Source organism: Microvirga sp. GN3 (assembly GCF_055792825.1).
Genome location: NZ_JBVVAK010000021.1, coordinates 1 through 16,042, shown reverse-complemented (window position 1 = coordinate 16,042; position 16,042 = coordinate 1). Strand labels below are relative to the sequence as shown.

General features: G+C 63.8%; 12 protein-coding genes and 1 pseudogene. 6 read left to right on the top strand and 7 right to left on the bottom strand.

What is annotated here, in order from left to right; all coding sequences use genetic code 11:
• Window positions 1-107 precede the first annotated feature (107 nt).
• Window positions 108-719, top strand: a complete 612-nt coding sequence (locus ACS5Q1_RS12630) for a DUF2155 domain-containing protein (protein WP_473098534.1) — start codon at window positions 108-110, stop codon at window positions 717-719.
• Between the two features lie 2 nt (window positions 720-721).
• On the opposite strand, the gene aat is transcribed toward ACS5Q1_RS12630, so the two are convergent.
• The 5 genes from aat to ACS5Q1_RS12605 form a co-directional block, all read right to left on the bottom strand.
• On the bottom strand, window positions 722-1,393 hold the full coding sequence (gene aat, locus ACS5Q1_RS12625; RefSeq protein ID WP_203443652.1) for a leucyl/phenylalanyl-tRNA--protein transferase: 672 nt from the start codon (window positions 1,391-1,393) through the stop codon (window positions 722-724).
• Window positions 1,394-1,663: 270 nt separating this feature from the next.
• On the bottom strand, window positions 1,664-3,025 hold the full coding sequence (gene accC / locus ACS5Q1_RS12620; protein ID WP_203443654.1) for an acetyl-CoA carboxylase biotin carboxylase subunit: 1,362 nt from the start codon (window positions 3,023-3,025) through the stop codon (window positions 1,664-1,666).
• Between the two features lie 8 nt (window positions 3,026-3,033).
• Window positions 3,034-3,510 carry an acetyl-CoA carboxylase biotin carboxyl carrier protein gene (accB, locus tag ACS5Q1_RS12615; RefSeq protein WP_203443655.1) on the bottom strand — a complete coding sequence of 159 codons (477 nt, stop codon included), beginning with the start codon at window positions 3,508-3,510 and terminating at the stop codon, window positions 3,034-3,036.
• A gap of 26 nt (window positions 3,511-3,536) precedes the next feature.
• On the bottom strand, window positions 3,537-4,004 hold the full coding sequence (aroQ, locus tag ACS5Q1_RS12610) for a type II 3-dehydroquinate dehydratase (RefSeq protein WP_473098533.1): 468 nt from the start codon (window positions 4,002-4,004) through the stop codon (window positions 3,537-3,539).
• Window positions 4,005-4,257: 253 nt separating this feature from the next.
• On the bottom strand, window positions 4,258-5,037 hold the full coding sequence (locus ACS5Q1_RS12605) for a DsbA family protein (RefSeq protein ID WP_473098532.1): 780 nt from the start codon (window positions 5,035-5,037) through the stop codon (window positions 4,258-4,260).
• A gap of 336 nt (window positions 5,038-5,373) precedes the next feature.
• Between ACS5Q1_RS12605 and ACS5Q1_RS12600 the strand changes: the two genes are divergently transcribed.
• On the top strand, window positions 5,374-6,555 hold the full coding sequence (locus tag ACS5Q1_RS12600) for a pyridoxal phosphate-dependent aminotransferase (protein WP_473098531.1): 1,182 nt from the start codon (window positions 5,374-5,376) through the stop codon (window positions 6,553-6,555).
• A gap of 204 nt (window positions 6,556-6,759) precedes the next feature.
• Here ACS5Q1_RS12600 and ACS5Q1_RS12595 read toward each other — a convergent pair whose 3' ends face one another.
• Window positions 6,760-9,489: an Rne/Rng family ribonuclease gene (locus ACS5Q1_RS12595; protein ID WP_473098530.1), complete on the bottom strand. Its 2,730-nt coding sequence runs from the start codon at window positions 9,487-9,489 to the stop codon at window positions 6,760-6,762.
• A 605-nt stretch (window positions 9,490-10,094) separates the two neighbouring features.
• Between ACS5Q1_RS12595 and ACS5Q1_RS12590 the strand changes: the two genes are divergently transcribed.
• The 4 genes from ACS5Q1_RS12590 to ACS5Q1_RS12575 all read left to right on the top strand — a co-directional run bounded on the left by ACS5Q1_RS12590 (window position 10,095) and on the right by ACS5Q1_RS12575 (window position 15,919).
• Window positions 10,095-11,342 carry an N-acetylmuramoyl-L-alanine amidase gene (locus ACS5Q1_RS12590; protein WP_473098529.1) on the top strand — a complete coding sequence of 416 codons (1,248 nt, stop codon included), beginning with the start codon at window positions 10,095-10,097 and terminating at the stop codon, window positions 11,340-11,342.
• A gap of 109 nt (window positions 11,343-11,451) precedes the next feature.
• Window positions 11,452-13,896: a penicillin-binding protein 1A gene (locus ACS5Q1_RS12585; RefSeq protein WP_473098590.1), complete on the top strand. Its 2,445-nt coding sequence runs from the start codon at window positions 11,452-11,454 to the stop codon at window positions 13,894-13,896.
• Between the two features lie 168 nt (window positions 13,897-14,064).
• Window positions 14,065-15,193 (top strand): peptide chain release factor 2 gene (gene prfB / locus ACS5Q1_RS12580; RefSeq protein ID WP_203443661.1). Its coding sequence is split into 2 segments (ribosomal slippage): window positions 14,065-14,133 and window positions 14,135-15,193, totalling 1,128 coding nucleotides; the frame shifts between segments, so codons are not numbered across the junction.
• 63 nt (window positions 15,194-15,256) lie between these two features.
• Window positions 15,257-15,919 (top strand): alpha/beta fold hydrolase, encoded by a 663-nt coding sequence (locus ACS5Q1_RS12575; RefSeq protein ID WP_473098528.1) that lies wholly within the window; start codon window positions 15,257-15,259, stop codon window positions 15,917-15,919.
• Window positions 15,920-15,935: 16 nt separating this feature from the next.
• Here ACS5Q1_RS12575 and ACS5Q1_RS12570 read toward each other — a convergent pair.
• Window positions 15,936-16,042: pseudogene (locus tag ACS5Q1_RS12570) on the bottom strand (IS630 family transposase); the annotation flags it as partial.

The following is a 16,042-nucleotide window of genomic DNA, read 5'->3' as shown; positions in this document are numbered from 1 at the left end:
GCTTGCCCTTTTTCCATCATGGTTCGCGTGTTATCGCGTTGCCGGGACAAGGGGTTGCGGCCAGACAGGCCGGACAAGAACCGCCAATCGAACTTGGCTTAGGTAAGATGATGAAACTCGGATGGACGCGGGCGGCTTTCGTGCTCGCATCGGTAATCGGCAGCCTTGGTACGGCTCAGGCGGACCGGATCAAGAATCCGACTGCCGTCTTCTCGGGCCTCGACAAGATCACCGGGCGCATCGTGTCGTTCGAGGTCGGAATTGACGAGACCGTCCAGTTCGGCGCGTTGCAGATGACGCCGCGGGTCTGCTTCACCAAGCCGCCGACGGAAACGCCGAACACCACCTCCTTTATCGAGGTGGACGAGCCCGGCACCGACGGAAAGACCAAGCGTGTCTTCTCCGGCTGGCTGTTTGCCGCGAGCCCCGGCCTGCACGGCCTGGAGCACCCGGTTTACGATATCTGGCTCGTCGACTGCAAAGGCGGCACGGAGATCATCACTGAGCCGAAGGAGCTGCCCGAGGAATTGCCGCCGATTCAGGATACGGCACGGGCTCCGAGCGAGACAGGACGGCCGGGCGATATCATGGCGCCGACCGATACCACGGCACCGCGCCCGCCTGCCGTCGAGACAGAGCCACTGCGTCAGCCCGCGCCTCAGCAGCGGCAGCCGGTTCGGCGCCCGGCTCCCGCGCCGCTCATCAATACGGATCGCTGAATTCAAGCCGTGATGGCGGTGAGGGCGTCCTCGCCGCTGACAATCTTGCCTCGGGGCCAGGAATCCCAATTGGCACCATGCTCCATGGCATTGCGCAGCATCTGCTTGTAGGTGCGCCTGGGCACTTCGACCGCGCCGAACTGCGCCAGGTGCGAGGTTACGAACTGGGTGTCGAGGAGCGAGAACCCGCCCCGGCGCAGGCGCGCCACCAGATGCACGAGGGCGACCTTGGAGGCGTCCCGTTCCGTATGGAACATGCTCTCGCCGAAGAAGGCGCCGTTGAGGCGCACGCCATAGAGGCCGCCGACAAGGCGGTCGTCCCGATAGACTTCTACCGTATGGCAATAGCCGGCATCAAAGAGCTCGCCATAGAGCTCGCGGATGCGCCGGCTGATCCAGGTCTTTTCACGATCGACGCCAGGCGCGGCGCAGCCGGCCACGACCCCGTCGAAATCCCGGTCGACCCAGACCTGGAACTGATCCGAGCGGACGGTGCGCGCCAGCCGCTTGGAGATGTGAAAATCGTCGAGAGGTATGATCCCTCGCTCGCGCGGCTCGACCCAGAACAGCGAAGGATCGTCCGCATCCTCCGCCATAGGAAAGATGCCAGCCGCATAGGCTTTCAGAAGAATGTCAGGAGTGATGTCGATTGCGTGGTCAGACGCATGGCTCATGCTTGATTTTGTACCAAGGAACGAAGAAGCCGTCCAACGACAGTCCACTTTCTGATGCGACAAAGCGACCGGACGAGTTCAGGTCCCGGGCGTCGCAAGGCTCCGGATGACAATCTCGTTCCTCCGTCGCGAATAACTTTTCCGCTCGGAGCCGATGCGGGGAACGTCCCCGCCTTCCTGGGTCAGCAAATCGAGCATCCTTTCCGGACGCGCCTACTGCCCATCGGGCAGTGCTCACTTGCGTCGAAGCACTGCCCTGCTGAGCTGGACTCAGGCCTGCTCGTCGCCCAGGCCGCCGGTCTTCAGGAAGTTCTCGAGCCAGTGGATGTCGTACTGGCCGTTCTGAATCTCCGGGTTGCGCACAAGGGTGCGGAAGAGGGGCAGCGTGGTGTCGATGCCGTCGACCACGAACTCGTCGAGGGCCCGGCGCAGGCGCATGAGACACTCGTTGCGAGTGCGGCCATGAACGATGAGCTTGCCCACGAGGGAATCGTAATGCGGCGGGATGCGGTAGCCCTGATAGGCCGCCGAATCGACGCGCACGCCGAGGCCACCCGGTGGGTGGAAATAGCTGATCGTGCCGGGCGAGGGGCGGAAGGTCGAGGGATGCTCGGCATTCACGCGGCACTCGATGGCATGGCCCTCGATCTTGACGTCTTCCTGTGTGACCGAGAGTGGATGGCCGGCCGCGACGCGGATCTGCTCGTTCACCAGATCGATGCCGGTGATCATCTCCGTGACGGGGTGCTCCACCTGGATGCGGGTGTTCATCTCGATGAAGTAGAACTCGCCGTCCTCGTAGAGGAACTCGATGGTTCCGGCGCCGGCATATTTCAGGTCCTGCATGGCTTTCGCCACGATGCCGCCGATGCGCTCGCGCATCTCGACATTGAGAGCCGGCGAGGGGCCTTCTTCCCACACCTTCTGGTGGCGGCGCTGCAGGGAGCAGTCGCGCTCGCCGAGATGGATGGCGTTGCCCTTGCCGTCGCCGAGAACCTGGATCTCGATGTGGCGCGGCTTCTCGAGATATTTCTCGATATAGACCGCATCGTCGCCGAAAGCGGCCTTGGCCTCGGTGCGGGCCGTCTGAAAGGCATGGACGAGGTCGTCCTCGTTGCGTGCCACCTTCATGCCGCGTCCGCCGCCGCCGGCGGCCGCTTTGATGATGACCGGGTAGCCGATGTCCTTGGCAACCTTCTTGGCTTCGGCCTCGTCGTTGATGCCGCCTTCGGAGCCGGGCACGCAGGGGATGCCGAGGCGTTTGGCGGTGCGCTTGGCCTCGATCTTGTCGCCCATGATGCGGATATGCTCCGCCTTGGGGCCGATGAAGGCGATGCGGTGATGCTCCAGCACCTCCGCGAAACGCGCATTCTCAGAGAGGAAGCCGTAGCCGGGATGGATCGCATCCGCGCCGGTGATCTCGCAGGCGGCGATGAGCGCCGGGATGTTGAGATAGCTGTCGCGCGCGGCCGGCGGGCCGATGCAGACGCTCTCGTCGGCAAGCCGCACATGCATGGCGTCGGCGTCGGCGGTGGAATGCACCGCAACGGTGGCGATGCCGAGCTCCTTCGCGGCGCGAAGAATCCGCAGGGCGATCTCGCCGCGATTGGCAATGAGGATCTTATCGAACATGTCGCGCCTTACTCGATGACGAGGAGGGGTTCGCCGTATTCAACAGGAGTTCCGTCTTCGACATAGATGGCGGTCACGGTGCCGGCGCGGGGCGCCACGATCTCGTTGAAGGTCTTCATGGCCTCGACGAGCAGGACCTTGTCGCCGGCCTGGACCTTGGAGCCGATCTCGACGAAGGCCTTCGCCTCTGGCGAGGGCTTGCGGTAGGCAGTGCCGACCATGGGGGAGAGCACGGCGCCGGGGTGCGGTGCGCCGGGCTTTGCCCCTGCAGGCACCTCGGCAGCAGCCGGAGGCGGCGCGATGACCGGGGCGGGAGCAAGCGCGGCAGGGGCCGCCATCGGAACCGTGACGGCGGCGGTGATCGTGCGCGCCACGCGGATGCGAAGGTCGCCCTTCTCCACTTCGATCTCGCTGAGATCCGTGTCGGCGATCAGGTTCGCCAGCTCACGGACGAGATCGGGATCGAAAGGGTTTTCCTTGGCCATGGGGCTTACCTCTACTTCCTGAGGAACTAGTGCTGGGACGACTTTGCCTGGCGGACCCGCTCGGCCATCACCCGGTGAACCGCTTCCAGGCCGAGCACGTAGCTCATGGGCCCGAAACCACAGATCACGCCGACGGAGACGGGCGCTATGAGCGAACGATGGCGAAAGCCCTCGCGAGCATGAACATTCGAAATATGGATCTCGACCGTCGGAGCGCCGCTGCCGGAAATGGCGTCGCGCAGCGCGATCGAGGTGTGGGTATAGGCGCCGGCATTGATGACGATGCCGGCTCCCTGAGCGCCCGCTTCCTGGATCCAGTCGACCAGATGTCCCTCGTGGTTCGACTGGCGGAACGTGACAGCTGTCCCCAAGGCTTCCGCCTTTTCGCGCACGAGCTTCTCGATGTCCTGCAGCGTCGTGCTGCCATAGACTTGGGGCTCTCTGCGGCCGAGCAGGTTGAGGTTGGGTCCGTTGAGGACGAAGACAGTGGTCATCGTGAGAAGGAGCGTTCCTGTGCTCCGCAAGGCGGAGCTGAAACGCCCTCTTAGCCAAAAGGCGGGCAGGGGGGAAGGGGAAAACCAAGGCTTTCCCAAGCTAGGCGTGGTTTCCGAAGGGTAATTGGACCGTTTTCACGTTATGGCCGGGCTTGTCCCTGCCATCTCGCTTCTTAAAAGCACTCCGCTTCATCCAATCGGGATCATCGGCACAAGGCCGGTGATGAAGTGGAGCAGATCAGGGCGCGAAACCTTAACCGCAGCTCGCCTTGCCGCATTGGCGGACGTTGTCCACGAGCTGCTTCAACGGGTCGAGGCCGACGGCGCCGGGGATCACGGTCTCACCGACGATGAAGGCGGGCGTGCCGGTCAGGCTCAGCTTGTCGCCGAGTGCCATGTTCTCCTGGAGAGCGTTCCGGACCTCGGCGCCCTCCATGTCCTTCTGCAGGCGAGCCATGTCGAGGCCCATGTCCTTGGCGACCGCCATGGCGCGCTCGCCGTTCACCCGACCGCGGCTGTCCATGACCTTCACGTGGTAGTCGAAGAGTTTTTGACCCTGGAGCTGGTTCTTGACCGCCAGGGCCACGCGGCTCGCCTCGACGGAATCGGGTCCGAGAACCGGGAAATCTTTCAGCACGACACGCAGCTTCGGATCGCTCTTCATCAGCGTCTGGACGTCGGCCAACGCTTTCTTGCAGTAGCCGCAATTGTAATCGAAGAATTCCACCAGGGTGACGTCGCCCGAAGGGTTGCCGACCACGTAGGAATGGGAGGCGTTCAGGAGCGACTGTTTCGTTTCCTTCACGGCGCTGGCCTGGGCGACCTGCTGCGCTTCCGACTGGCGCTTCTCAAGCTCGGCGATGACCTCGGTCAGGACCTCCGGGTTCTTCAGGAGATAATCCTTCACAATCTCTCCGATGGCCTGCTTCTGCTGTTCGTTGAAGACCGCACTCTGCGCCATCGCGGCGGGAGCGATGGCCAGCGTGCCGATGAGGGCGATGGCCTGGCCGAGTTTGAGAAGCGAAGAGCGCATATCCGGTCCTTTTACGGGAATTCCTTGAGACAAGTCTGGCCTGTAAACGCGGTTCAAGGCGGACTTGAGACTCGTCTGTTCTATTGCGAGTTAGCGGTTAAGGGAGTGCGGCGTCAAATCACGGGTTCGTTTTGAGCTCTTACTGTCATTCCGGGGCGGCCAAAGGCCGAGCCCGGAATCCATAACCGCGATGATGCAGAACGAGGTGAAAGGCTATTCGCCCTTTCTGGAGGCGTTGTGTTTATGGATTCCGGGCTCCGCTGCGCGGCCCCGGAATGACAGTGGTGCATTGTGAACCGACTTGAGACCGCCCCCGCGACGGGATACGAGCCTCTCATGACCAAATCATCCGCCGATCTTCAATCGCCCCTCATCGCGCGCCGCATGGACCGCGTCGCGTCCTTCCTCGCCATGGACGTGCTGAGCGCGGCTGCGGCTAAGGAACGGCGGGGCGACAGCGTCATCCATATGGAGGTGGGCCAGCCCTCCGCACCGGCACCACGGGCTGCCCGGGAGGCGGCCAAAGCGGCCCTTGATCTCGGCCGCATCGGCTACACCGAGGCGCTCGGCATCTCCGCCCTGCGCGAGCGGATCGCACGGCACTACCGCGATACTTACGGCGTAAGCATTGCGCCGGAGCGGGTGGTGGTGACGACCGGCTCCTCGGCCGGATTCGTGCTGGCTTTCTTGAGCCTCTTCGACCCGGGCCAGCGGGTGGCGATCACGGCACCGGGCTATCCCGCCTATCGCAATATCCTGGAGGCGCTGGGCATCGAGCCTGTGACGATCCCGCTCGCCAAGGCCGACGGATGGATCATGACCGCTCAGGCCATCGAGAAGGCCCATGCGGAGAAGCCCCTGCACGGCATCCTCGCCATGAGTCCGGCTAATCCCTCCGGCACCATGATCGGCCGCAAGGCATTGGCGGAACTCGGCGAGACATGCCGCCGCCTGGGGCTGTGGTTCGTGTCCGACGAGATCTATCACGGCCTGACCTATGGCGAGGCTGCGTCCACTGCCTTGGCGTCGGATGACGATGCGGTCGTGATCAACTCGTTCTCGAAGTACTATTGCATGACCGGCTGGCGCATCGGCTGGATCGTGGTGCCGGACCGCCTCGTGCGGCCCATCGAGCGGCTGGCGCAGAACCTCTACATCTCGCCGCCCTATCTCTCGCAGGTAGCGGCGCTCGCCGCCTTCGATGCGGCGGAGGAGCTCGAGGCCGTGAAGGCCGGCTATGCGCGCAATCGCGCCTATTTGCTGGAGGAGCTGCCCAAGGTCGGCATCACCGAGATGCACCCGGTGGATGGGGCCTTCTACATCTACGCCGACATCGCCCGCTTCACGAACGATTCCATCGGCTTCTCCAAGCGCATGCTGGAGGAGGCGGGCGTCGCCGCCACGCCAGGCCTCGACTTCGATCCTGTCGAAGGCTCGCATTACCTGCGCTTTTCTTTCGCCGGCTCGGAGAACGATTGCCGCGAAACGGTGGCGCGGTTGAAGGGGTGGTTGAGGTAATCGCTCACACTGTCATTCCGGGGCCGCGAAGCGGAGCCCGGGATCCATAACCGCTAACGGTGCAGAAAGAGGCGCGACCCTGCTCACCCCTTCTTGATATGTCGTGCTTATGGATTCCGGGTTCGCACCAAGGTGCGCCCCGGAATGACAGTGCGTGTTCAAACGAAAATGCCCGGCTCGAAGCCGGGCATTTCTTTGTGAACTTTACGATCCGCTCAGGACCGACTTGGCCTTGGACCACCAGCCAGCCCGCTTCGGGCGCTCCGGATCGGGCGGGGTCAGGACGACGGCGACCGGTTCCGGCTCTGGAACGACGGGAGCCGGCGGCGGGACAGGGGCTTCAGCGATGGGATGAGGAGCGGCGACGATCGGCTCGCTCTCAGCTGCGGGTCTGGACTCCTCCGTCTCGGCTTGAACAGCCGCGACCGGAGCCGGTGCTGCCTGAACCTCGTCCGGAGCCACGAAGCCTTCCTCGATGGCGAATTCCTCGGCCGTCTCGTCACGGCCGCGTCCACGGCCGCCGCGACGACCGCGACGGCGGCGGCGTCCACCGCGGGATTCGTCGTCCGACTCAGCTGCCTCGACGGGCGCAGCCTCATCTCCAGACGTCTCGACCTCGGCCTCTTCCTCGTCGGCTTCGCCCTCAGCCTCGCCGGCTTCGGCGCCTTCCTCGCTGCGCTCTTCGCCCGCGAAGGCCTCCCGGTCGCGACCACGGCGGCGGCGACGGCGGCGGCGGCGGCGTCCACCGCCTTCACCTTCCTCGCCGCGCTCCTCGCCGGCCTGAGCTTCCTCGGCGGTCTCCTCTTCGGCCTCGACTTCGACCTCCTCCTCCGGCTCGTCGACCGGGATGATGGCGTCGATTTGGATGCCGGTCGCAGCCGACTTGTGCTCGAGCTTCAGGGCGGGTTCGCCCCGGTCGATGGCATAGGTCGTGGTGCCGTGGAGGCTGTCGTCGGCGATAATGGAGATCGCGACCCCGAAGCGGTGCTCCAGCTCGCGCAGGTGAACGCGCTTCTGGTTCAGGATGTAGAACGCCGCCTCCATCCGCGTCCGGACGATGAGGTTGTAGCTGGCATTCTTGATGAGGGTTTCCTCGATCGAGCGCAGCACCTGCAGGGCAACCGACGGCGTCGAGCGCACGAAGCCGGTGCCGGCGCAGTGCGGGCAGGGGATCGAGGAGGATTCCAGCACGCCCGTGCGGATGCGCTGGCGCGACATTTCGAGAAGGCCGAAGGGCGAGATGCGGCCGACCTGGATGCGGGCGCGGTCGTTCTTCAGGCACTCGTTGAGCTTCTTCTCGACGGCGCGGTTGTTGCGCTTCTCCTCCATGTCGATGAAGTCGATCACGACGAGGCCGGCGAGGTCGCGCAGGCGGAGCTGACGGGCGATCTCTTCCGCCGCTTCGAGGTTGGTGCGGAGCGCCGTGTCCTCGATATTGTGCTCGCGCGTCGAACGGCCGGAGTTCACGTCGATGGAAACGAGGGCTTCCGTCGGGTTGATCACGAGGTAGCCGCCCGATTTCAGGGTGACCACGTTCGAGAACATGGCATCGAGCTGGGCTTCGACGCCGAATTTCGCGAAGAGCGGTTGCGGGTCGCGGTAGGGCTGAACCAGCTTCGCATGGCTCGGCATGAGCATGCGCATGAAGTCCTTGGCCTCGCGATAGCCCTCCTCACCGGCGACCATCACGTCGTCGATGTCCTTGTTGTAGAGGTCGCGGATGGCGCGCTTGATGAGGGAGCCTTCCTCATAGACCAGGGACGGGGCTGCCGACTTGAGGGTCAGCTCGCGCACGCTCTCCCAGAGGCGCATGAGGTATTCGTAGTCGCGCTTGATCTCGGGCTTGGTGCGCGAGGCGCCGGCCGTGCGCAGGATGATGCCCATTCCCTCGGGTACCTCCAGCTCCTGGGCGATTTCCTTCAGGCGCTTGCGGTCGGCCGCATTGGTGATCTTGCGGGAGATGCCGCCGCCCCGGCCCGTGTTGGGCATGAGCACCGAATAGCGTCCGGCGAGCGACAGATAGGTGGTGAGCGCCGCGCCCTTGTTGCCGCGCTCTTCCTTAACGACCTGGACCAGCAGGATCTGGCGGCGCTTGATGACTTCCTGGATCTTGTACTGCTTGCGCGGGGTGCGCCGGCGCTGGGGAAGATCCTCGATGGCGTCGTCGCCACCGAGCTGCTCGACGATCTCGTGCTCTTCCACGTCCTGATCGTCTTCGTCCTCTTCGTCTTCTTCCTCGTCGGCTTCCGTATCGCCCTCGGGCGCACGGGCTTCGATGGCTTCCGCCGCCTCGTCGCTCCGTGCCGTCTCTTCGCTCGGCGCAGCCTCGACATCGGGCGCTTCGACATGGGCCGAGGCCTCGACCGCCTCGACGGCAGCCTCTTCGGCGTTCTCGCTTGGAGCCACATGCTCGGCCATTACCAGGGCGACAGCTTCCGCCGCTTCCGTAGCCGACGTATCGCGATCTTCGCTGACAGTCTCAGCGTCATCGGAAGCTTCAGCCTCGGGAGCAGCTTCTACGCTCTCGTCAGAGCCTGCCTCAGCTTCGGTAGAAACAACGGTCTCGTCGTTCTCTGTGCGGCGCTGAGAGGAACGGCGACGGCGGCCGCGGCTGCGGCGCTCTTCTTCCTGTTCCTCCTCGCGCTGGGCTTCGGCCTCGGCCTCGAGCAGGGCCTGACGATCGGCGACGGGGATCTGATAATAATCGGGATGGATTTCGCTGAACGCGAGGAACCCGTGGCGGTTTCCGCCGTATTCCACAAAGGCCGCCTGGAGGGACGGTTCGACCCGGGTGACCTTGGCGAGATAGATATTCCCGCGCAGCTGCTTTCTGTTAGCGGATTCGAAGTCGAATTCTTCGACCTTCTGACCACGTACCACCACGACCCGGGTTTCTTCCGGGTGTGAGGCATCGATGAGCATCTTGTTTGCCATGTTGAACTCTCGACATGGCGACCGAGGGCAGGACCTGAGGCAGGGGCCGCATTGTGGGCGGATGGGCGCGCCGCTGGTAGGGGCGGCGGCTTGAACTTGCGTTCGGAGTGCTGTCGATCGCCATCATGCGCCGCATGCGGGCGCATTCTGGGTTGAATTGGGCCGGCACTCGGCCGGAAAGGTTGAAGCCAGGGCGTGCGCGGGATGAAACGCGCGATTCGAACGGTGCAGAAACGAAGGTCAGAACTGACTTTGCGTGCGCAACCATCCGACACGGCCCTTTCGTAGATATCGATGGGCCGGAAGCCGGCCATCGGCGAGTGGCGACAAGCGTCGCCATATGGTCCTGTCCGTGAGCCTGTCGAGGGTGACGGGTCTCCTGAAGGATCGGTCAACACAACCGTCTCCTTCGGATCCGCCGTCAGATTCGGCCATGCCGGACGGGATCAAGATCATTACAGAGCGATTGGGGCATTTGGCAAGATCCCGTGTCACTGTGCCATGAATGCAACAGAGTTCAGGTAAACCACGGTGCGACGTGAGGTTCCGTTAACCACAGGCCGTTTATCAGTATAGGAAGGACGCGAGACCTCTCAGCGATCATCATGCACCTTTTCCCCTTCATCCGCCTTGTCAGCGCGTGCCTCGTGGCGATCATCATTGCCATGGGGATCGGTCGCGCTTTCGCGGCCGGAGACAATGCGAAGGCCGGAACGCCTGCCATTGCCGCGGCCGTGTCGGTCGAGTCGGAAGGGGCGAAAACCCGTTTTAAGGTTACCCTGTCGAAGGCTGTGACGGCGCAGGTCTCGCTGATGGAGCGCCCGGACCGGGTCATCATCGACCTGCCGGAGGTCGCCTTCCATCTTCCAGGCGACGCAGGGCGCAGCAAGGAAGGCCTCATCGCCTCCTACCGCTACGGTCTTTTCGCACCGGGCCGCTCCCGGGTGGTCATGGAGCTGACGCAGCCCGCTTTGGTCTCAGGCATGACCACGACGCCCGACGCCACAGGCGCGGCGACGATCCTGACCATCGAGCTCTCCCGTGCCGAGCGCGACGAATTCCGCAAGGCGGCTCTCGAAAATTCAGCTTCGATGAAAGAAGCGTCGGCGGCGCCGATCACCCCGGAAACCAAGGATGCGCGGCCGGTCATCATGATCGATCCCGGCCATGGCGGCATCGATCCGGGTGCCGCAGCCGGTTCAGGTAACGTGATGGAGAAGGAGCTCGTCCTCTCCTTCGCCCAGCGGCTGAAGAAGAAGCTCGAGGAAGGTGGTCGCTACAAGATCGTCATGACACGCGACCAGGACGTATTCGTCTCTCTCGGCGACCGGGTGCGCGCCGCGCGTGTGGCGCAGGCCGATCTCTTCATCTCCGTCCATGCGGATTCGATTTCCGGCGGGCAGGAGGTGAGGGGGCTGACGGTCTATACCGGGTCCGAGCGGGCCTCCGACGCTGATTCCGCCCGCCTCGCCGACCGTGAAAACAAGGCGGACGCGGTGGCAGGCGTCGAATCGGGCGACATGCCAGACGATGTGTCCGACATCCTGATGGAGCTGACGCTCAGGGAAACGCGGGGCTTTTCCCACAATTTTGCAAGCCGTCTCGTGGGCGAGTTCGATTCCGTCGCCCGCCTCAACAAGAATCCCCACCGGCAGGCGCGTTTCCAGGTGCTGCGGGCGCATGACGTGCCTTCCGTTCTGGTCGAGCTCGGCTATCTGTCGAGCCAGAAGGATCTGGACCTGTTGATGTCCGAGGAATGGCGGGCCAAAATGGTCTCGGCTATGTCGGTGGCCGTGGACCGATTCTTTGCCGCGCGGTTAGCCCGCAGGGGCACTGCCGCAGTTTTACCATAGATAGAGTGTGGATACCCGTAGCGGGGGCGCGATTCATCGGGTAACGAGGGTCCGCGTTTCAAGATCTGCATAAACGGGCGCCATGGGCGCCGTCATGGAACTCCTTCGGATGCGCTTCGTCCTACGATTTTTCGGCTTCCTCTTCAGCATTGGGGCGATCTTCTTCCTGATCGGCGCTGTCGGGCTGGCCTATGGATTCTGGTTCTATTCGAAGGATCTGCCGGATCACGCCCAGCTCGCCAATTACGAGCCGCCGGTGATGACCCGCATCCATGCCTCGGACGGCAGTCTGATCGCCGAATATGCCCGTGAGCGCCGGCTCTACGTGCCGATCCAGGCCGTGCCCAAGCTCGTGATCGAGGCCTTCCTCTCCGCCGAGGACAAGAATTTCTACAAGCATCCGGGCATCGATCCCGAGGGTCTGATGCGCGCGATCGTGGTCAATCTCCGCTCCGGCGGGGCGCGGGAGCAGGGCGCCTCGACCATCACCCAGCAGGTCGCCAAGAACTTCCTCGTCGGCAACGAGCGCAGCTATGAGCGCAAGATCCGCGAGGCGCTGATCGCGCTGCGGATGGAAACGACCTTCTCTAAGGACAAGATCCTCGAGCTCTATCTCAACGAGATCTTTCTCGGCACCCTGACGCCGGGCCGCAACCTGCACGGCATCGCCTCCGCGGCGCTCGACTACTTCGGCAAGTCCATCCACGAACTGACCATTGCCGAGGCCGCCTACATCGCCGCCCTGCCCAAGGGGCCGAATAACTACCACCCGTTCCGCCAGCGCAAGGCCGCCGTCGAGCGTCGGAACTGGGTGATCGAGCGCATGGCCGCCAACGGCTACATCTCGAATGAGGAGGCCGAAGCGGCGAAGAAGGAGCCGCTTAACGTCAAGCCGCGCGTGGTCTCCCCGAACAGCATCGCTTCAGGCTATTTCGCCGAGGGCGTGCGGCGCGACATCGCCGAGCGCTACGGCGAGGAAACGCTCTACGAGGGTGGCCTGCTCATCCGCTCGACCCTCGATCCGAAGATGCAGGCCATGGCCCGCAAGTCCCTGGTCGACGGTCTCGTGCGCTTCGACGAGGCGCGCGGCTGGCGCGGGGCCCAGCAGAAGATCGATCTCGCCGGCCGTGAATGGGGCTTGGCCCTGGCAGAAGTGCCGGCGATGGGCGACGTGCAGCCCTGGCGTCTGGCGGTCGTGCTGGAAGTCGCTCGCGGACAGGCCAAGGTGGGTTTACAGCCGAAGCGCGAGGCCTCCGGTCAGATCGTCAAGGACCGCGAGACGGGTGCCGTGACCGCGGACGGTGTGAAATGGACCCGCCGTCCGGTCGAGCGCGCGCTCTCCGTCGGTGATGTGGTCTATGTAGAGCCGCTGGCCGACAAGCAGGGCCAGTTCCGCCTGCGCCAGATCCCCGAGATCTCGGGCGCCATCGTCGCCATGGATCCGAACACGGGCCGCGTTCATGCCATGGTGGGCGGCTTCTCCTACGACCAGAGCGAGTTCAACCGCGCGATCCAGGCCATGCGCCAGCCGGGCTCCTCGTTCAAGCCCATTGTCTATGCGACCGCGCTCGACAACGGCTATACGCCCTCGAACCAGATCATGGATTCGCCCTTCGTGCTCGACATGGGTCCCGGTCAGGCAGCCTGGGCGCCGTCGAACTACGACGGCAAGTCCGGCGGCCTGCGGACGCTGCGCTACGGCGTCGAGCATTCCAAGAACCTCATGACGGTGCGCCTCGCCAACGAGGTCGGCATGCCGGCCATCTCGGAATATGCCCGCCGCTTCGGCGTCTATGACGACCTGCTGCCGCTGCTTTCCATGTCGCTCGGCGCCGGCGAGACCACGGTCATGCGCATGACGGCCGCCTATTCGATGTTCGTCAATGGTGGTCGGCGCATCAAGCCGACCTTGATCGACCAGATCCAGGACCGCAACGGCCGGACGCTCTACCGCCACGACGACCGCAAGTGCACCGCCTGCGATGCGGAAAAGTGGGATGGCGGCGCTGCCCCCAAGCTGACCGAGACCCGGGAGCAGGTGCTCGACCCGCTGACCGCCTACCAGATGACCTCGATCCTCGAAGGCGTGGTCCAGCGTGGCACGGCTCAGTCCGTCAAGGCCGTCGGCAAGCCGCTCGCGGGCAAAACCGGCACCACCAACGACGCCAAGGACGTGTGGTTCGTCGGCTTCTCGCCTGACCTCGCCGTCGGCGTATTCCTCGGCTATGACCAGCCGAAGTCGCTGGGCAGCGCGGCCACGGCCGGCCAGTATGCCGCGCCGGTCTTCCGCGACTTCATGCAACTGGCGCTCAAGGACAAGCCGGCGACGCCGTTCCGCGTGCCGGCAGGCATCAAGCTGATCCGCGTCAATGCCGCCAGCGGCACCCGCGTAGGCGGTGAGGGCGGAGGCACGATTCTCGAAGCCTTCAAGCCCGGCCAGTCGCCTCCGCAATACGTGCCGCCGGAGCCTGAGGAAATGCCTCAGGTCGAGTATCAGGGTGGGCCGGGTTCGCCCCGCCAGGCCGTAGGCGTGGGCACCGGCGGATTGTATTGAGCGGTCCCGCTCCCTATAGAAAACGCTCACCACACAACGAAAACGGATTGTTCCTCGGCTGCATTTTCAGTCGGGAGCAATCCGTCAGTTTTGATGTGCGGGCTCCTTTACAGGATGCAGGGCTCCCCTTAAGACCCCGTCATCACAGGCACGGACAGCAAAGAAACGATGCGCGCCGAAATCCAACATCTCGTAGAAGAGACCAAGCAGTCAGTCGGGCTGCTGAGGAGGCATCTTTGACTGGGATACTGCCCAGCGACGCCTCGCAGAACTGAACGCCCAAGCCGAGGATCCCAACCTCTGGAACGATGCGGACGCCGCGCAGAAAGTCATGCGCGAGCGCACCTCACTCGAGGACCAGATCTCGGCCGTGAAGCGGCTCGAGCAGGAGCTCGAAGACGCCATCACCCTGATCGAACTCGGCGAGGCCGAGGAGGACGAGGGGACGATTAAGGAAGGCGAGGAGGCCATCCGCGACCTTCAGGCCGAGGCTGCCCGCCGTCAGGTCGAGACCCTGCTCTCGGGCGAGGCCGATGGCAACGACACCTATGTGGAAGTGCATTCGGGTGCTGGCGGCACGGAAAGCCAGGACTGGGCCAACATGCTCCAGCGCATGTATGCCCGCTGGGCCGAGCGTCGGAAGTACAAGGTCGAGCTTCTCGAAATCACCGACGGTGAAGAAGCCGGCATCAAGAGCGCCACGCTCCTGATCAAGGGCCTCAACGCCTATGGTTGGCTCAAGACCGAGTCGGGCGTGCATCGTCTCGTGCGCATCTCGCCCTACGACTCGAATGCGCGTCGCCATACGAGCTTCGCCTCGGTTTGGGTCTATCCGGTGGTGGACGACCGCATCAACATCGAGATCAAGGAATCCGACTGCCGCATCGACACGTTCCGCTCCTCGGGCGCGGGTGGTCAGCACGTGAACACCACCGACTCGGCGGTGCGCATCACGCATATTCCGAGCGGCATCGTCGTGGCCTGCCAGCAGGAGCGTTCGCAGCACAAGAACCGGGCCACCGCCTGGAACATGCTGCGTGCCCGTCTCTATGAGGCGGAGCTGAAGAAGCGCGAAGAGAAGGCCAATGCCGAAGCCGCCGCCAAGACGGATATCGGCTGGGGCCATCAGATCCGCTCCTACGTGCTGCAGCCCTATCAGATGGTGAAGGACCTGCGCACAGGCACCCAATCGACCAGCCCGCAGGACGTGCTCGACGGAGACCTCGACCCCTTCATGGAAGCCTCGCTCGCCCAGCGCGTCTATGGCGGTGGTGCAGAGGTCGAGGATATCGATTAGGCTTGCTGACCGGTGAACGTGATCCAGTTACCATGATCTGGAGTCCATTCACCGGTTCGCACCATGAAGCAGGAAAAGCTCACATTTGTGGGGCAGGACGGCCTCGCAATTCCAAGCGCCTTGATCACGCAGGATCAAACGAGCCGGCGTCTGGCCGTGCTCTTTCCCGGGTTCACTTACCGCAGCTCAATGCCGGCGCTCTATTACCCGCGCCAGCTTCTTATGGCACGCGGTTACGACGTGCTGTCGATAGACTACACCTACGATCAGATTGCGGATTTCACAGCCTTGTCCGAGGAGGACAAGATCGCCTGGATTGGAGCCGATGCCCGTGCCGCGATAAATGCCGCGTTCGCGCTCGGACGTTACGAGCATTTCACCCTCGTCGGTAAGTCGCTGGGAACCGCCGCGATGACGGCTGTTGCCCCCGACGAGCCGAAGCTCTCCTCCGCCGATCTCGTTTGGCTGACGCCAGGCTTCAAAACCTACGGTGTGGCCGATGGCATGGGGCGTTGCCCGCAACGGTCGATAATCGTCATCGGAACCGCCGATCCCCACTATGACGAACATCAGATCGCGGCGGCCCGTGCAAGGGGATCCGAGGTCGTGCTGCTGCCTGGCCTCGATCATGGACTTGAGAAGCCTGGAGACATACCAGCATCGCTCATAGCGATGAGAAAGATCGTCGAGCGGCTGTCGGCGTGGCTCGGTGCCTCGCCGGCCTAGCTAGAGCCTCGGGCATTCAGACGAATCCATATCCGGCAGCGGTGAAGTAGTTGCGGCATGCCTCGGGCTCGAACAAGTTGCAGATGTCACCGATGGCGCGCCACAGCGCCTCGAGCGTTCGGG